Annotated in this window: 16 protein-coding genes; 4 read left to right on the top strand and 12 right to left on the bottom strand. The window is 59.6% G+C overall.

Annotated elements, in window-relative coordinates; genetic code table 11:
- Positions 1–50: 50 nt before the first annotated feature.
- Together C1Y43_RS14470 and bcp are read left to right on the top strand one after the other, a co-directional pair.
- Positions 51–617 carry a glycine cleavage system transcriptional repressor gene (locus tag C1Y43_RS14470; protein ID WP_081049393.1) on the top strand — a complete coding sequence of 189 codons (567 nt, stop codon included), beginning with the start codon at positions 51–53 and terminating at the stop codon, positions 615–617.
- Between the two features lie 142 nt (positions 618–759).
- The gene (gene bcp / locus C1Y43_RS14475; protein WP_021506602.1) at positions 760–1227 is read left to right on the top strand and encodes a thioredoxin-dependent thiol peroxidase; all 468 of its coding nucleotides are present in this window, start codon (positions 760–762) and stop codon (positions 1225–1227) included.
- 56 nt (positions 1228–1283) lie between these two features.
- Here the strand turns inward: bcp and C1Y43_RS14480 are convergent, their stop codons facing one another.
- The 9 genes from C1Y43_RS14480 to C1Y43_RS14520 all read right to left on the bottom strand — a co-directional run bounded on the left by C1Y43_RS14480 (position 1284) and on the right by C1Y43_RS14520 (position 9935).
- Entirely contained in the window at positions 1284–2879 is a 1596-nt protein-coding gene (locus C1Y43_RS14480) for a sensor domain-containing diguanylate cyclase (protein ID WP_104188648.1), read from the bottom strand.
- Positions 2880–3045: 166 nt separating this feature from the next.
- On the bottom strand, positions 3046–3864 hold the full coding sequence (locus tag C1Y43_RS14485; RefSeq protein WP_168715103.1) for a phosphodiesterase: 819 nt from the start codon (positions 3862–3864) through the stop codon (positions 3046–3048).
- Positions 3865–3888: 24 nt separating this feature from the next.
- The gene (locus tag C1Y43_RS14490; RefSeq protein WP_058770829.1) at positions 3889–4875 is read right to left on the bottom strand and encodes an ABC transporter ATP-binding protein; all 987 of its coding nucleotides are present in this window, start codon (positions 4873–4875) and stop codon (positions 3889–3891) included.
- Positions 4872–5684, bottom strand: coding sequence for an ABC transporter permease (locus C1Y43_RS14495; protein ID WP_021506598.1), 813 nt, complete (start codon positions 5682–5684; stop codon positions 4872–4874). Before C1Y43_RS14495 ends, C1Y43_RS14490 begins: the two co-directional genes overlap by 4 nt.
- On the bottom strand, positions 5681–6538 hold the full coding sequence (locus tag C1Y43_RS14500; protein WP_059011715.1) for an ABC transporter permease: 858 nt from the start codon (positions 6536–6538) through the stop codon (positions 5681–5683). The genes C1Y43_RS14495 and C1Y43_RS14500 overlap by 4 nt, the downstream gene beginning before the upstream one ends.
- Complete coding sequence (locus C1Y43_RS14505; protein ID WP_104188651.1) at positions 6538–7560, bottom strand: ABC transporter substrate-binding protein; 1023 nt, start codon at positions 7558–7560, stop codon at positions 6538–6540. Before C1Y43_RS14505 ends, C1Y43_RS14500 begins: the two co-directional genes overlap by 1 nt.
- A complete protein-coding gene (locus C1Y43_RS14510; RefSeq protein WP_104188652.1) occupies positions 7547–8569 on the bottom strand; it encodes a substrate-binding domain-containing protein in 1023 nt (340 codons plus the stop codon). The genes C1Y43_RS14505 and C1Y43_RS14510 overlap by 14 nt, the downstream gene beginning before the upstream one ends.
- A 124-nt stretch (positions 8570–8693) precedes the next feature.
- The gene (locus C1Y43_RS14515) at positions 8694–9302 is read right to left on the bottom strand and encodes a DsrE family protein (RefSeq protein WP_021506594.1); all 609 of its coding nucleotides are present in this window, start codon (positions 9300–9302) and stop codon (positions 8694–8696) included.
- Between the two features lie 27 nt (positions 9303–9329).
- Positions 9330–9935, bottom strand: a complete 606-nt coding sequence (locus C1Y43_RS14520) for a DsrE family protein (RefSeq protein WP_058775665.1) — start codon at positions 9933–9935, stop codon at positions 9330–9332.
- Between the two features lie 697 nt (positions 9936–10632).
- Between C1Y43_RS14520 and C1Y43_RS14525 the strand changes: the two genes are divergently transcribed.
- Both C1Y43_RS14525 and arsC read left to right on the top strand, forming a co-directional pair.
- Entirely contained in the window at positions 10633–12096 is a 1464-nt protein-coding gene (locus C1Y43_RS14525) for a M48 family metallopeptidase (protein ID WP_088517123.1), read from the top strand.
- A gap of 89 nt (positions 12097–12185) precedes the next feature.
- Complete coding sequence (gene arsC / locus C1Y43_RS14530; RefSeq protein WP_104188654.1) at positions 12186–12533, top strand: arsenate reductase (glutaredoxin); 348 nt, start codon at positions 12186–12188, stop codon at positions 12531–12533.
- Here arsC and hda read toward each other — a convergent pair.
- The 3 genes from hda to upp form a co-directional block, all read right to left on the bottom strand.
- Positions 12530–13231, bottom strand: a complete 702-nt coding sequence (gene hda / locus C1Y43_RS14535; RefSeq protein ID WP_031279417.1) for a DnaA inactivator Hda — start codon at positions 13229–13231, stop codon at positions 12530–12532. The genes arsC and hda overlap by 4 nt on opposite strands.
- 92 nt (positions 13232–13323) lie before the next feature.
- The gene (uraA, locus tag C1Y43_RS14540; protein WP_104188790.1) at positions 13324–14607 is read right to left on the bottom strand and encodes a uracil permease; all 1284 of its coding nucleotides are present in this window, start codon (positions 14605–14607) and stop codon (positions 13324–13326) included.
- 218 nt (positions 14608–14825) lie between these two features.
- Positions 14826–15452 carry a uracil phosphoribosyltransferase gene (gene upp, locus C1Y43_RS14545; protein WP_010617600.1) on the bottom strand — a complete coding sequence of 209 codons (627 nt, stop codon included), beginning with the start codon at positions 15450–15452 and terminating at the stop codon, positions 14826–14828.
- Between the last annotated feature and the right edge of the window lie 172 nt (positions 15453–15624).

Below are 15624 nucleotides of genomic sequence, written 5' to 3' on the forward strand. Positions count from 1 at the left end.
TTTTTTATGTTTACCTTATGGTTATTAGCGAACGTACAGGAAACGCCATTTTGCCGCAGTCACAGCCGCACCATCTGGTGATCACCGCTCTGGGCGTTGATCGTCCGGGTATCGTCAATACCATTACCCGCCACGTCAGCAGCTGCGGTTGCAATATTGAAGACAGCCGCCTGGCGATGCTGGGCGACGAGTTCACCTTTATTATGCTGCTCTCCGGCAGCTGGAACGCCATTACCCTGATTGAATCGACCCTGCCGATGAAGGGTGCCGAGCTGGAACTGCTGATCGTGATGAAGCGCACTAACGCGCGCGTTACGCCGCCGATGCCCGCCACCGTCTGGGTACAGGTGGAAGTGCCGGACTCACCGCATATCATCGAACGCTTCACCGATCTGTTCGATAAACATCAGATGAACATCGCCGAGCTGGTGTCGCGCATTACGCCCGCCCAGGACGACGAGCCGCCGGTGCTCTATATTCAGATGACCGCGCACAGCCCGGCGAATCATGCCAGCGCACCGTTTGAGCAGGCTTTCCATCGGCTGTGCGAAGAACTGCATGCACAAGGTTCAATTCGCCTCTATAGTGTCACCGACGACGCGCACAGCGCCGTCTGAATCAGGCTCCGGGTTATTCCGCCACACACTCTGCCGCGCTGGCATACCGTGTAGTGAAATAACCCTGAGGTAAACTCCACCTGGCGCTTTTGCCGCTGATGGTGTATTACCCACAGCATGAAGAAAAAAATGGAGAGTTGTGATGAATCCACTGAAAGCCGGTGACACCGCACCGAAATTTAGCTTGCCCGATCAGGATGGCGAACAAGTAAATTTGGCCGACTTCCAGGGACAGCGCGTTCTGGTCTATTTCTACCCGAAAGCCATGACGCCGGGCTGCACCACGCAGGCCTGCGGTCTGCGCGATAACATGGATGATTTAAAGAAGGCGGGCGTGGAAGTGCTGGGCATCAGCACCGACAAGCCGGAAAAACTGTCTCGCTTTGTCGAGAAAGAATTGCTCAACTTCACCCTGCTGTCGGATGAAGATCATCAGGTTTGCGAGCAGTTTGGCGTCTGGGGTGAGAAAACCTTTATGGGGAAAACCTACGACGGCATTCACCGCATCAGCTTCCTGATTGGCGGCGATGGCAAAGTGGAGAAGGTGTTCGACGATTTTAAAACCTCGAACCACCACGATATCGTGCTCGATTACCTGAAATCAGCCTGATTACCCGCGGGTGCCAGCCAGGCACCCGTTTTTTATCCTGCTGTGACGCTGCCCGGTTAATAGCGCGAAACCGTGCTGGCCAGCGCCTCCTGCCCGGCGATCACCACGCAGTTACGTCCGGCGTTTTTCGCCTGATACAGCGCATCATCGGCCTGCTTCAGAATCTGCTCCTGACTGCCGTGCGTCGGCTGCCAGCTGGCGATACCAATCGAAATCGTGATCTGCCCGACCGGATCAATCCAGCCGCCGGCAATGCTGGTGCGCACGCGCTCGGCAATCACACGCGCTTCATCAGGGGCGGTGGCGGGAAGCAGCATCAGAAACTCTTCGCCGCCGTTGCGGCACACCACGTCGGTTTGACGCGCGCTCTGGCGCAGCGTGCGCGCCACCTGTTTGATCACCTCGTCGCCAACATCATGACCGAAGTTATCATTCACCCGTTTGAAATGGTCAATATCCAGCGCCAGCACGGCAAACGGCTGCTGCATGGTATCGAAATAGTCGAGCACCGCGCTCAGGCCGCGGCGATTGAGCAGGCTGGTCATGGGATCGCTCTGCACCTCTGACTTAAGCCGGCCGATTTTATCCTGCACCAGACCAATACCGGTGAGCAGCGCGCGCTTCACCTGTGCCGCTTCAAAGTACCAGGCGCGGATCACGCCAATTTCCCCGGAAACGCCCTGGGTATCCATCTGGCTGGCTTTGCGCGCCAGCTGCCACAGTGGCAAGGCAATCAGCCGGGCCAGAACCACCGCCACCAGCAGTGTCAGCAGCGCAAACGGCACCGAATTCTTCAGCACCTGTAGCAGCAGCCCGGAGAGCGGCGCCAGCGTGACGTTTGTCGGCTTGAGCGCCACCACCATCCAGCCGGTAGTGGGCACCACAGCGTAGCCCGCCAGCTTCGCGGTGCCCTCTTCCGTCAGCTGAACTTCGCCATTGCTGTGCTCCTGGCGCTGACGATCGCTGACGATGCCCGGCACGTTTTTGCCAATCAGCTGATTGTTCTGGTGATACAGCACGCGGTTTTCGCGATCCAGCACGTAAACATGGGTGCCGTCACGATAGTACTGCTCGCCGAGCAGCACGTTAAGAATGCTCTTTTTCTTCAGATAAATAGTGCCGCCGACGTAGCCAAGATAGCGCCCATCGGTGCTCCATACCGGCCAGGAAACAAACACCAGCAGGTTATTGGTGGCAGAAATGGTGGGCCGGCTGACCATCGGCTGGCGCTGCGCCAGCGCTTCGCGCGAAGACTGGCTGGTGAGCTGCATGCCTTTCAGCATCAGCGATTCCGGCGAAATGGCTTTAATCACGCCGTTGCTGTCGACAATCGCCACCGAGTTAAAGCTGCTGGTCTGCTCGCGCAGTCGGTTCACTTCCTGCTGCAGCAGTTCGGGATTATCGAAATCTTTACCCAGCTGATTGGCGCTGTAGTGCAGCTGCGACTGCGCCAGCTGGAAAAACACTTCGGTGGTGGCCGCCAGCTTGGTGGCGTAAGCGCGATTGGCTTCAAGGGTGCTTTCGATCAGCACCATGCGCTGTACGCGCCAGGTGGCGTACAGCGTATTAGCCAGTGTGATGACGATACTGGTGATCGCCAGCAGCGCAATCAGCGTGCGCAGATCAGTTTTTGGCCGGATGCGCGTTAACATGGCGCAACCGCCCTGGTGAGTAGCTTCATAAGTTAGCGTGCCTGACTATCTTGTTATAATTGGAGGTGTTTACCCTGGTGAGGTAACAGACAATTGTACACCTCTGAGCCAAATTGACTACGACGCAGACCCTCAGGAACGCTTTTTTATTGTGCTATTACTGGTGCTAATCAATTAAACCCTGCGCATCGTAAAACGGCCAGGGTCCTGGATAATCGCCGATTGCGCACAGATGCGTACTCATCCCCTGCTGCGGCTGCCAGCGATGCAGCAGAAAACCGGGCGGTTCCAGCACAAAGTTCGCCGGACCGTGGTCACGCAAATCCAGTGCCACCTGATGCGACACACCGGGCGCCACGCAGGCCAGCGTGCCGGCAAAACGCGCCTGCACCGAGCGGTGCAGGTGGCCGCTCAGCACCCGTTCCACCTGGGGATGCTGACCAATAATGGCAGCCAGCGCCGCCGGATTGCGCAGCGGCTGCCGATCCATGTGGCCAATGCCGCTCAGGAACGGCGGATGATGCAGCAGCACCAGCGTCGGCAAATCAGGCTCACGCGCCAGCTGCTCTGCCAGCCATTGCAGCTGTGCGTCATCGACGTAGCCCCACGGCTGATGCGGTACGCTGGAGTCGAGCGCCAGCAGCTGCAGATGATTCACACGCATCTGCCAGTTGAGCGTTTCGCCGTGCTGCAGGTAGTGATGCTCCGGAAACGCGGCGCGCAGCTGCTGGCGATCGTCGTGATTGCCCGGCATCAGCAGGAACGGCAGCTGCAGATGGCGCAGCGCCTCGCGCAGCGTCTGGTACTCTTCCGCAGTGCCAAAATCCACCAGGTCGCCGGTAATCACCACCGTATCCGGTCGCGGCACCAGCTGATTCAGCGTGTCGATCACCCGCAGCAGCGCAGCGTGCGTATCCACTTTTTTATAGGAGAGACGGCCATGGGCCTTGATGTGTAAATCGCTGATTTGCGCAATCAGCGTCATTGCGTCAGTCACAACAGCTCCTTATCAGGCAGAAAAGTGCAGCGCGGCATCCTGCGCCAGCGTCCAGCTTACCGGCTGGCCGGCGTGCCAGGCTTCGCGCGCGTGGCGATCAACCTGGATCGGCGCCGCCAGCCCGATATCAATACTCAGCCGCTGCGCAGCACCGAGAAAGGTGGTGCCGAGAATAAAACCGGGGCGTGCGTAGCGCTGGTCCGCCGCCAGCAGCACATCCTCCGGGCGGCAGAAATGCTGCGGATTGCCGCGCGCATCGACCCCGACACAGTTAATCGCGCCGACAAAATCCGCGACAAACTGTGACGCCGGGCGCTGGTAAATATTTTGCGGCGTATCGATCTGCACCAGACGTCCCTGCTCCATCACCGCGATGCGATCGCCCAGCGCCATCGCTTCCTGCTGATCGTGCGTGACGTACACGGCGGTGATCGCCAGCTGTTTCAGCAGCGCGCCAATCTCCAGCCGCAGCCGGTCGCGCAGGCGCGCATCCAGCGCCGCCAGCGGCTCATCAAACAGCAGCACCTTCGGACGCGCCGCCAGCGCACGCGCCAGCGCTACGCGCTGCTTTTGACCGCCCGACAGCTTGTCGATGCTGCGCTGCGCCAGCGCGCTGAGATCCACCAGGGCCAGCATCTCCTGCACGCGCGCGTCGCGTTCGGCGCGCGCCACGCCCTGCACTTTCAGGCCGTAGGCGACGTTTTGCGCCACGTTGAGATGGGGAAACAGCGCGTAGTTCTGGAACACCATGCCCACGTTGCGTTTCTCAATCGGCAGCGCGGTCACGTTACGATCGTCAAACCACACTTCGCCGCCGTCGTCACAGCGCTCCAGGCCACTGATGATGCGCAGCGTGGTGGTTTTGCCACAGCCGGACGGACCGAGCAGCACCAGGGTTTCGCCAGGCTGCACCGTCAGATCGAGCGGCTGCAGCGCCAGCTGGTGATTAAAGTGCCGCGCACAGTGGCGCAGCGTAACAGTTACGGCCGCAGGGTTCATGCCGCCTCCTTATTAGCACGCGTGAGCGTACGGTTGAGCCAGTGATTGACCGCGTTGAGCATCAGCAGCAGCGGCAGAATCAGCAGAATAAAGATCAGCGTGTAGGCCGATCCCACTTCCAGTCGCATTGAGGCATAGCTGTCTGCCAGCCCCACCGGCAGCGTTTTTGTCAGCGGCGTATGCAGCATCCAGGTGATGTTGAACTCACCCACCGACAGGGTGATCACCATAAACGCCCCGGCGAGAATGCCGTTGCGACAGTTGGGCACCACCACGGTAAAAAAGCGTTGCCACAGGCTGGCACCGAGACTGGCCGCCGCCTCTTCCAGTCGCGGCATCTCCACCGCCTGCATCACCGCCAGCACCGGGCGCAGCATAAACGGCAAGGTAAACAGCACGTGACCGATGAGAATGAACAGCCAGCTATCGCGCAGGCCAGAGAACTGGCCGTACAGCAGGATGATGCCCAGCGCGGTGGCGAGGCCCGGCAGCGCGACCGGCAGCATCAGGCACTCTTCAATGCGCGCCGCCCAGCGCCGCGGCGCTTTTAATAATCCCCACGCTGCCGGCACGCCGATCAGCAGCGTGATCAGCAGGCAGGCCAGCGCAATCAGCAGCGACAGCCAGAAGGTGTCGGCGTAAAGCTGCCACACCTGGGTCACCCACTTCAGCGTCAGGCCGCTGCGCAGGCCGGTAAAGTAGTTGTTGGTCACGCCGGCCAGCATCGACAGCACCACCGGCACGATCATGAACAGCGCGGTGAGCACGGTGACCAGCAGTTGCAGGCTGAACAGGCCGCGACGTCTCATGTCACCTCCTGGTGAGCCAGTCGGCGCGCCAGCATCAGTGCCAGCCAGGCGACGCCGCCCATCACCACCGACAGTGCGGCGGCGGTGGCGAAATTGGCGTAGTTGGTGAATTCGCCATAAATGGTCAGCGGCAGCACCGCCAGATCGGTGCCCAGGGTAAACGCGGTACCGAAGGCACCCATGCTGGTGGCAAAACAGAGCGCGCCGGTGGAGAGCAGCGCCGGCTGCAGTCCCGGCACAATCACATCCCAGGTGATGCGCCACTGACTGGCGCCCAGCGAACGCGCCGCCTCTTCGAGAGAGCGGTCGAGTTTTTCACTCGCCGCCACCAGCGTGATGATGGCGCGCGGCAGTGAAAAATAGAGATAGCCAATAAACAGGCCGGTAAACGAATAGGCCAGCATCCAGCGCTCGTGGAACAGCGCCAGGCTGATTTGCGCCAGCAGTCCCTGACGGCCCGCCAGCATCACCACCAGAAATCCCACCACCACGCCCGGAAAGGCCAGCGGAAACGTCAGCAGCGCCAGCAGCGTGCTGCGTCCGCTGAAGCGCTGGCGTGCCAGAAAGCAGCCGACTGTCGCGGCGATGGTCAGCGTCACCAGCGTGACGGCGAGCGACAGCAACACGGTGTTCAGCAGGCTGAGCAGGTAGTGCGGCTGGGTCAGTACCGTCCAGTAGCCGCTGTGCCGGGTGCTGCGGTCGTCCTGCATTGCCATCTGCAGCAGACGGACAAACGGCAGCAGCCAGAAGGCGCAGAAGAACAGCAGCGCCGGCAGCGTCAGCCATAGCCAGCGGCTGCCGGCCAGGCGCGGTGTCCGGCGGCACGAAGCCGCCAGGGTGTCGGTCATCGCCATCAGCGAATCTCACTCAGATAGCGCGCCGAGAAAGCTTTCTGCGCTGCCGCCATCTGCTGATAGTCAACGGTTTGCGCACGCGCATAGTCGCTGTCCGGCAGGAAATATTTCTTCGCTTCTACGCTCATGGCGCCGGTGCGCACCGGGCGCAGGAACGCGCTGGCCCAGATGGCCTGCCCTTTGTCTGACAGTACATAGTCGATCACTTTTTTGCCGTTCGCCGCGTGCGGTGCATTCTTCACCAGGCTAATGACGTACGGCACCGTTACCGTGCCCTCTTTGGGAATAACAAAGGCGACGTTAGCGTGATCTTTGTAGCGGGCGCGGTAAGCATTGAAGTCATAGTCGAGCAGAATCGGAATCTCGCCGGAAATCAGGCGCGCATACGCGGTCTGCTTAGGCACGATAGGCTGATTCGCCTGCAGCTTTTTGAACCAGTTCAGCGCCGGCGTGAAGTCCTGCATGTTGCCGCCCTTCGCCTGGTTGACTGCCACCGCCGCCACGTAACCGACAAAGGCGCTGGCCGGGTCGAGATAGCCAATCATGCCTTTGTATTCCGGCTTCAGCAGGTCGTCCCAGGATTGCGGCACCGGCGCGCCGCCCAGCGCATCGACGTTGACCATAAAGCCCATGGTGCCCGAGTGCAGCGCCACCCATTTGCCGTTGCTGTCTTTCATGCCGGCAGGAATGTCATCCCAGTGCGCCGGTTTGTAACTGGCGACCACGCCGGCGCTGTCCGCCTGAATGCCGAAGCTGACGCCGTAATAGACCACGTCGGCCACCGGATTGCCCTGCTCCGCCACCAGCTGCGCCAGCGCCTGGCCGGAGTTTTTGTTGTCCTGCGGCACCTGAATGCCGGTGTCTCTGGCAATCGCTTTGAGCTGAGTGCCCCAGTCGGCCCACTCAGGCGGACAGTTGTAACAGATGGCGGTTTCCGCCGCCTGCGTCAGGCTGGTAAACAACGCGCTGGCGCTGAGCGCGATGGCGCCGGCGTAAATTTTTACTTTTTTATGCAGCATCATGAGGTTCCCTGGTGGTGGCAATAAACGCGGGGGCAGCAACACTCTCACCGCTCCGCAACTGATGTGGCAGCACGCGGGTGCCGCGGCTGACGTTATGCAACAACATATCGATGGCGCAGGCGCCGAGCCGTTCGGCGGGCTGCGCTACGCTGGCTAGCGACGGGGCCATTTGTGCCCCCATCGCAATCCCGTCAAAGCCCATCACCGCCAGCTGCTGTGGCACAGGCACGCCCGCGCGCGCTGCCGCGCCAATCAGGCTGATGGCCAGCAGGTCGTTGGTGCAGATCACGGCGCTGAGCGGGGTGGCACCGCCGAGCATCGGGGCCAGCAGCGTAAAGTCGGATTGGGTATGGCTGGCCATCTCAATCACCGGCAGCGGCGTCAGGCCCGCGTGCTGCATGGCGTCGCAATAGCCCTGATAGCGCAGGCGCGCACGATCTGACTGCAGCATCGGTCCGGCGACCATGGCAATGCGGCGATGACCAAGCGCCAGCAGCTGTGCGGTGGCTTCGCGCATCGCCTGGCGGTTATCCACGCACACCGCCGGCCAGTGGCTGTGCTGCGGCACGTTATGCGCCAGCACAAACGGCAGGCCAGCCGCCTGCAGCGTGCTGAGCACCGCGCTGTTATCCGCGTCGGCCACCGTCAGGACCAGGCCCGCCACGCGCTGACGCAGCATATGTTCAATGATGGCGGCTTCGCGCTCGGGCTGGTAATCGCTGGTGGCCACCAGCAGGCCATAGCCGGCGTCGCGCGCCTGGCGCTCCATCGCCTGTAACTGGCAGGAGAAGATCGGGTTAAGCAACGAGGGCAGCAGCACGCCGAAGGTGGTGGAGTGCTGCGTGCGCAGCTGGCGCGCGATGTGGTTAGGACGAAAGCCGAGCTGCTCCGACGCCGCCAGCACTCTCTCCAGCGTGTCGCGCCGCAGCAGATGGGGATCGGAAAAGGCGCGCGCGGCCGTGGCGCGTGAAACGCCTGCCAGCTTTGCCACCGTGAGTAAATCGGACATGTTCGCCTCGTAAAGTGCCGATGAGATCGATCTCATTGGCGCCTAAACTAACGGCGAACTGTGACAGTGACATCGCGAAGGGATGACGAAAAGATGACAGCAGCCTGCACTGCTGTCGGCAGGATTACAGCATCAGGAAGGCGTACCCTTCGTTTTGCAGCGACGCGACGGTGGTGCCGCTGGAGAGCGTATGCGTGACGCGGGTATCAATCCAGTCGCGCTCCAGCTGATGGAAGGCCACCGACTGGTCGCAAATGGTCACTTTCACCCCGGCTTTCTTCAGCTCATCAATCAGCTTCAGGTTAGGGTTATCGCTGCCGTATGCTTTACGGAACTGATCGTTATTGAGCGCGGCCGGCACCGCATCGCTGTTGATCGACACCACAAAGTTGAGCTGATTAAGCGGCACGCCGGCCGCGTAATAGAGGTTAGTGACGCGTGCCACGCGCTCAAGGCCGAGGTTCGGCTGATGGATATCCCCTTCGCTGCGGTTGATCTGAAACACAATCTTATTACTCAGCCCGGGCGTGTTGGCCGGGTTGTAATCCGGCGTGTTAACAAAGTGAATTTTACCGTAACCGGCAATCGCCGGCGTGCTCCAGAAATCCGCCGGTTCGGTTTTCTGGTCAGCGAATTTGCCGCTGACTTTATCCACCAGTTCCGGCAGCTGCAGCACATTTCCGCCGACAAAGCCCGCCAGCGCGGCGATAACAATATAGGATGCTGGACGCATGACACTTCTCCTTAACCAAAGACGCGATTACATCTGTAAAAAGGCATAGCCCTGATTTTCCAGCGTCGACACCGTGGTCGGGCTGGACAATGCATGAATCACCGACCGGTCGATCCAGTCGCGCGGATAGTGATGGAACGCCACCGACTGATCGCACACCGAAACTTTGACGCCCAGCTTGTTCAGCGCGCCAATCAGCGCGAGGTTGGGGTTATCGACGCCGTAAAACTGCTTAAAATGCGCGTTATCCAGCGTGGCGGGCGTGGCATCGCCGGTCATCGACACCACAAACTGCAGCTGTTCGGCCGGTACGCCAGCGGCGATGTACAGATTGACCACGCGCGCCACGCGCTCCAGCCCGAGGTTAGGTCGTTTGATATCGCCTTCATTGCGGGTCAGCTGGAATACCACTTTATTGCTCAGCCCCACCGCCGGTTTAAACGCGGCGTCGGCTTCATAATGAATTTTGCCGTAGCCCGCGACCGCCGGCGTGCTCCAGAACCCGTCCGGATCGGCAGGTTCGGCGGAAAAATGGCCCGCGATGCGCTGATACAGGTCATCGCTTTTGATTACGGCGGCACCGACCATCCCACCCACGATGGCAATCAGGGCACAGGAAACAACAGAACGCATAGAAACTCTCCGGCATGTACTGCGCGTTAATTCACAGTCCGTTTGAAAAAGTGCTTTATCTATACCACAGCGCGCGGCGGGCAAAACGCCTGTACTGGCGGGCTGTCCGGCGTTTGGCTGCCAGCAGAAATCATTGCGCCAGCTGATTGAATAAGGCTGTTGATTGAGCGGTGCGGGCGAGTTGAAAAATAGCTGGCCGGAAATACCGGCAGTCACCAGGCAGAGGGATGTATGGCAGATGACAGCGCCTCATCGTGCGGGTTAATACTGTCATCGCGCGCCGCCAGTTGACCAGTGAGCAAAACCTGACCATTCATTTCTGGGCTGGTGATGCACGGCCAGAGCAGCACGATAAAAATCACTGATGGATAAAGCGGGCCAACCGTAGGTTTTCGGGCGTGTTTTTCAGAGTAAACCTGGAAAAAACCATGCCAGATTCAATTATTTTGAGCAACTTTACGTAACTTTAATTTCATCAGGGCGCTGCGCCTTTTTCTTTTGCCTTTTCGCTATTCAATTTTTTGCTACAAATTTCGCGTCAGTCAGCCATTCTTTGCCATCACGTCAATGTGACGGCGGCATTTGCTTGTATCCTCACTGTGGTTAAGATAGAGCCGCGGCAGAAAAGGAAACGCCGCCACAGAACATTGGCATGACTTTCCTGTCCAATGGCAGGAGACTTTTACAGGATCAAGGCATGTTTAACCGGTTGAAAAAATCAGTGCTGGCGGCCCTTATTCCTGCGCTGCTGCTCACGCCTGCGGTCGGTGTCCGCGCCGATTTGAGCGACAATTTGCCCGACATGGGCACCACGGCAGGCTCCACGCTCTCCATTAATCAGGAGCTGCAGATTGGCGACTTCTACGTGCGCCAGCTGCGCGCCAGCGCGCCACTGATCAACGATCCGCTGCTTAATCAGTACATCAATGAACTCGGCCAGCGGCTGGTGGCACACGCCCATTCAGTGCGCACGCCGTTTCACTTTTTCCTGATTCAGAATGACGAGCTCAACGCTTTCGCCTTCTTTGGCGGCAATGTGGTGCTGCACTCGTCGCTGTTCCGCTATACCGATAACGAAAGCCAGCTGGCGTCGGTGATGGCGCACGAAATTTCGCACGTGACGCAGCGTCATCTGGCGCGCGCCATGGAAGAGCAAAAGCGCAGCGCCCCGCTCACCTGGGTCGGCGCGCTGGGTTCGATCCTGCTGGCGCTGGCCAGCCCGCAGGCCGGGATGGCGGCACTGACCGGTACGCTGGCCGGTACACAACAGGGTATCATCAGTTTCACCCAGGGCAACGAACAGGAAGCAGATCGCATCGGCATTCAGGTGCTGCAGCGCGCCGGTTTCGATCCGCAGGCGATGCCCGCGTTTCTGCAAAAGCTGGCCGATCAAAGCCGCTTCTCGTCAAAACCACCGGAAATTCTGCTTACGCACCCGCTGCCCGATAGCCGCCTGGCCGACGCGCGTAACCGCGCCAACCAGATGCGCCCGGTGGTGGTGCAGTCGTCGCAGGATTTCTATATGGCGAAGGTGCGCGCGCTGGGCATGTACGCCACCGGCCGCAATCAGCTGACTGACGATTTGCTGAATGAGTACGCCAAAGGCAACACGCGGGAACAGCAGGCGGCGCAGTACGGCAAAGCGGTGCAGTTCCTGCAGGCAAAAGATTTTGCCAACGCGAAAAAGGTCATCGCGCCGCTGCTGGCGAAGCAGCCGGATAACCTGTGGTTCCTTGATATCATGACCGATATCGACATCGGTCTGAACCAGCCGCAGCAGGCCATCAGCATGCTGAACGCCGCCCGCGGCAGCCAGACCAGTCCGGTGCTGCAGCTTAACCTGGCGAACGCCTACGTCGAGGCGAAGCAGCCGGCCAACGCCAGCCGCATCCTTAACCGCTACACCTTTGCGCACCCTGACGATCTCAACGCATGGGATTTACTGGCGCAGGCTTCAGCCGCGCAGGGGCTGCGCGATGAGGAGCTTTCGGCACGGGCTGAAAGTCTGGCGCTGAACGGCCAGCTCGATCAGGCCATCACCACCCTGAGCAGCGCCAGCGCCCAGGTGCCGCTCGGCAGCCTGAAGCAGGCGCGTTACGATGCGCGCATCGACCAGTTCCGCGAGTTACAGCGGCGTTTTAAGCAGTATGCAAAAGGGTAAATAGCCGGTTACGCGGGTGGATGGCTGGCAGGATTTCGGTGCGCATTCATGCGCACCTGGCAACAATGGATTACGCAGGATAAAAAAACATGGTCCGTATTTATCACAATCCGCGCTGCAGCAAGAGTCGCGAAACCCTCGCGCTACTGCAGCAACAGGGCATTGAACCGCAGGTGGTGCTGTATCTCGACACGCCGCCGGACATCGACACGCTGAAAACGCTGCTGCAACAGCTGGGCATGCACAGCGCGCGCGAGCTGATGCGTCGTGGCGAGGAAATCTATAAAACGCTGGGGTTGGCCAGTGACGATCTCAGCGAACAACAGCTGTTACAGGCGATGGTGGAGCATCCAAAACTGATCGAGCGGCCGATTGTGATTCAGGGCGACCGCGCCCGCATTGGTCGTCCGCCGGAAGCGGTGCTGGAGATTCTCTAAAGCCCCAGCGCCTCTTTCACGAAGGGAATGGTCAACTTGCGCTGTGCGCTGATCGAGGCGCGATCGAGGCGATCAAGCGTGTCAAACAGCGTGCGCATTTCGCGGTCGAGGCGTTTCAGCAGGAAACGCCCAACGTCTTCCGGCAGCTCAAAGCCGCGCAGGCCGGCACGCAGCTGCATCGCCTGCAGTTTGTCCTCGTCGGACAGCGGCTGTAAGCGGTAAATTTGTCCCCAGTCGAGACGTGACGCCAGATCCGGCAGGCCCAGATTGAGCTGACGCGGGGGACGATCGCCGGTGATCAGCAAGCGGGTTTTGCCGGTTTCCAGAATGCGGTTGTAGAGATCGAAGATCGCCATCTCCCACTCGGCTTCGCCGGCGATGCACTCAATATTATCAATGCACACCAGCGCCAGATTCTCCATGCCTTCCAGCACTTCCGGCACGAACCAGGTGCGCTTATCGAGCGGCACATAACCCACCGCTTCGCCGCGCGCGGACATTTCGGCGCAGGCTGCATGCAGCAAATGGCTGCGGCCACCGCCTTCGCGCGACCAGAAGTAGAGATAGCTGCCGTGCTGTTGCGCCAGCGCGCCCTGCAGCGCCGCCAGCAGTGACGGATTTTCCCCCGGCCAGAAACTGGCGAAGGTTTCATCATCGGGTAGATAGAGTGGCAGTGAAAGCTGTGCCGGCGTGTTCAGAAGTACCTCAACGGATGAGCGGGCAGAAAACCGGGCAAGTTTATCACGATCCTCCGCAGAGATGAACCGGGCTTCCCTGCCCGCAGGATCCTTTAAAGCTCGCGTTTTTCTTCCGCGTCCAGCACCACTTCTTCCGGACGTAACAGACTGATTACGCGGAAAATCAGCGCCAGGCCAACGCCGACGATGGTGGCCAGCGCCATGCCCTTCAGCTCGGCGGCACCCACGTGCACCTTCGCGCCGCTGACGCCAATGATCAGGATCACCGAGGTGAGGATCAAGTTCTGCGCTTTGTTGTAGTCGACTTTGGATTCAATCAGCACGCGAATACCGGAAGCGCCGATCACGCCATACAGCAGCAGCGACACACCGCCCATCACCGGTACCGGGATCGCCTGAATCGCGGCCGCCAGTTTACCGACGCAGGAGAGCAGAATGGCGAAGATCGCCGCGCCGCCGATCACCCAGGTGCTGTAAACGCGGGTGATCGCCATGACGCCAATGTTTTCACCGTAGGTGGTATTCGGCGTGGAACCAAAGAAGCCGGAGATTATGGTCGACAGGCCGTTGGCAAACATCGAGCGGTGCAGGCCCGGATCGCGAATCAGATCCTTTTTCACGATGTTAGCCGTCACCACCAAATGTCCCACGTGCTCGGCAATCACCACCAGCGCCGCAGGCAGAATAGTCAGCATCGCGGCCCACTCAAAGCGCGGCGTGTAGAAGGTTGGCAGCGCAAACCACGGCGCGTTTTCCACCGTACTCCAGTCAACGATGCCCATCGCCGACGACAGCGCGTAGCCGACCAGCACGCCAATCAGGATTGGGATAATGGCGAAGAAACCACGGAACAGCACCGAGCCAAACACCGTCACCGCCAGCGTCACCAGCGAAATAATGATGGTTTTACTGTCCGCTGTGGTGCCGTCAGCGGGCAGCAGCCCGGCCATATTCGCCGCCACGCCAGCCAGTTCGAGACCGATAACCGCCACGATGGCACCCATCGCCGCCGGTGGAAACATGACATCGAGCCAGCCGGTGCCGGCCTTCTTCACAATCAGCGCCACAATGCAGAACAGCGCGCCGCACAGGATAAAGCCACCGAGCGCCACTTCATAACCGAGCGGCAGCAGCAGCAACACCGGCGAGATAAAGGCAAAGCTGGAGCCAAGATAGGCCGGGATTTTGCCTTTACAGATAAACAGATACAGCAGCGTGCCGACGCCGTTGAACAGCAACACGGTCGCCGGGTTGATGTGGAACAGAATCGGCACCAGCACGGTGGCGCCGAACATGGCGAACAGGTGCTGCAGGCTGAGCGGAATGGTTTGCAACAGTGGCGGGCGTTCACTAACGCCAATGGCTCTGCGAGTCATCATTTATCCCCTATACGTTTATTTTTATGCTCGTTCGTCAACACCGCACCTTATCGTAGTGGCGCAATTCATTGCGCCTTGTCCGGATGGGCACCATAGCTTGCCCGGCATCAGCGCGATAAATCGCGCCGCTACAAAATGTGCATCCTGTCGATACGGTGTCTGACTGAACGGTATTTTTGCCAAAAAAAAGCCGACTCTCTGGCCGGCTGGTTTATTTATTTGGTTCCGAAAATCTTGTCGCCGGCATCGCCGAGGCCCGGGATAATGTACCCCTTCTCGTTCAGGCCCTGATCGATTGACGCGGTGTACAGCTCAACGTCCGGATGCGCTTTCTCCAGCGCGGCAATGCCTTCCGGCGCGGCCACCAGCACCAGCACTTTAATGCTGTTGCAGCCGGCTTTCTTCAGCAGATCGATGGTAGCGATCATCGAGCCGCCGGTCGCCAGCATCGGGTCAACCACCAGCGCCATACGCTCTTCGATGTTTGACACCAGCTTCTGGAAGTAAGGCACCGGCTCCAGCGTCTCTTCGTCACGGTAAACGCCCACCACGCTGATGCGCGCGCTCGGTACGTGTTCCAGCACACCTTCCATCATGCCAAGGCCAGCACGCAGAATCGGGACGACGGTAATTTTTTTGCCTTTGATTTGATCGACGTCGACCGGACCGTTCCAGCCTTCAATGGTCACGCGCTCGGTTTCGAGATCGGCGGTGGCTTCATAGGTCAGTAAGCTGCCCACTTCCGAGGCCAGCTCGCGGAAGCGCTTGGTGCTGATATCATGCTCACGCATCAGGCCCAGTTTATGTTTGACCAGCGGGTGTCTGACTTCCACGATCTTCATGATTATTCTCCCGGAATTGAGTTGAGCTAAAAAAAAATCGCCGGATTATACCGCCTTTTTACCGCCGCGCCACCGGTGATTGGTCAGGTAACGTGCACAAATCGCCTGAGAATAAGGATTAGCGAAAAATCAGCACGCTGCAAAGGTGCCCTGAGATGGGACTCGCAAACGT

This window comes from Pantoea sp. ICBG 828, assembly GCF_002928355.1.
GTDB classification, from domain to species: Bacteria; Pseudomonadota; Gammaproteobacteria; order Enterobacterales; family Enterobacteriaceae; genus Pantoea; species Pantoea dispersa.

Coding starts and splice junctions, on each gene's coding strand:
- bcp (WP_021506602.1), top strand. CDS start 760: ATGAATCCACTGAAAGCCGGTGACACCGCACCGAAATTTAGCTTGCCC.
- C1Y43_RS14480 (WP_104188648.1), bottom strand. CDS start 2,879: ATGTTAACGCGCATCCGGCCAAAAACTGATCTGCGCACGCTGATTGCG.
- C1Y43_RS14485 (WP_168715103.1), bottom strand. CDS start 3,864: ATGACGCTGATTGCGCAAATCAGCGATTTACACATCAAGGCCCATGGC.
- C1Y43_RS14490 (WP_058770829.1), bottom strand. CDS start 4,875: ATGAACCCTGCGGCCGTAACTGTTACGCTGCGCCACTGTGCGCGGCAC.
- C1Y43_RS14495 (WP_021506598.1), bottom strand. CDS start 5,684: ATGAGACGTCGCGGCCTGTTCAGCCTGCAACTGCTGGTCACCGTGCTC.
- C1Y43_RS14500 (WP_059011715.1), bottom strand. CDS start 6,538: ATGGCGATGACCGACACCCTGGCGGCTTCGTGCCGCCGGACACCGCGC.
- C1Y43_RS14505 (WP_104188651.1), bottom strand. CDS start 7,560: ATGATGCTGCATAAAAAAGTAAAAATTTACGCCGGCGCCATCGCGCTC.
- C1Y43_RS14510 (WP_104188652.1), bottom strand. CDS start 8,569: ATGTCCGATTTACTCACGGTGGCAAAGCTGGCAGGCGTTTCACGCGCC.
- C1Y43_RS14515 (WP_021506594.1), bottom strand. CDS start 9,302: ATGCGTCCAGCATCCTATATTGTTATCGCCGCGCTGGCGGGCTTTGTC.
- C1Y43_RS14520 (WP_058775665.1), bottom strand. CDS start 9,935: ATGCGTTCTGTTGTTTCCTGTGCCCTGATTGCCATCGTGGGTGGGATG.
- C1Y43_RS14525 (WP_088517123.1), top strand. CDS start 10,633: ATGTTTAACCGGTTGAAAAAATCAGTGCTGGCGGCCCTTATTCCTGCG.
- arsC (WP_104188654.1), top strand. CDS start 12,186: ATGGTCCGTATTTATCACAATCCGCGCTGCAGCAAGAGTCGCGAAACC.
- uraA (WP_104188790.1), bottom strand. CDS start 14,607: ATGACTCGCAGAGCCATTGGCGTTAGTGAACGCCCGCCACTGTTGCAA.
- upp (WP_010617600.1), bottom strand. CDS start 15,452: ATGAAGATCGTGGAAGTCAGACACCCGCTGGTCAAACATAAACTGGGC.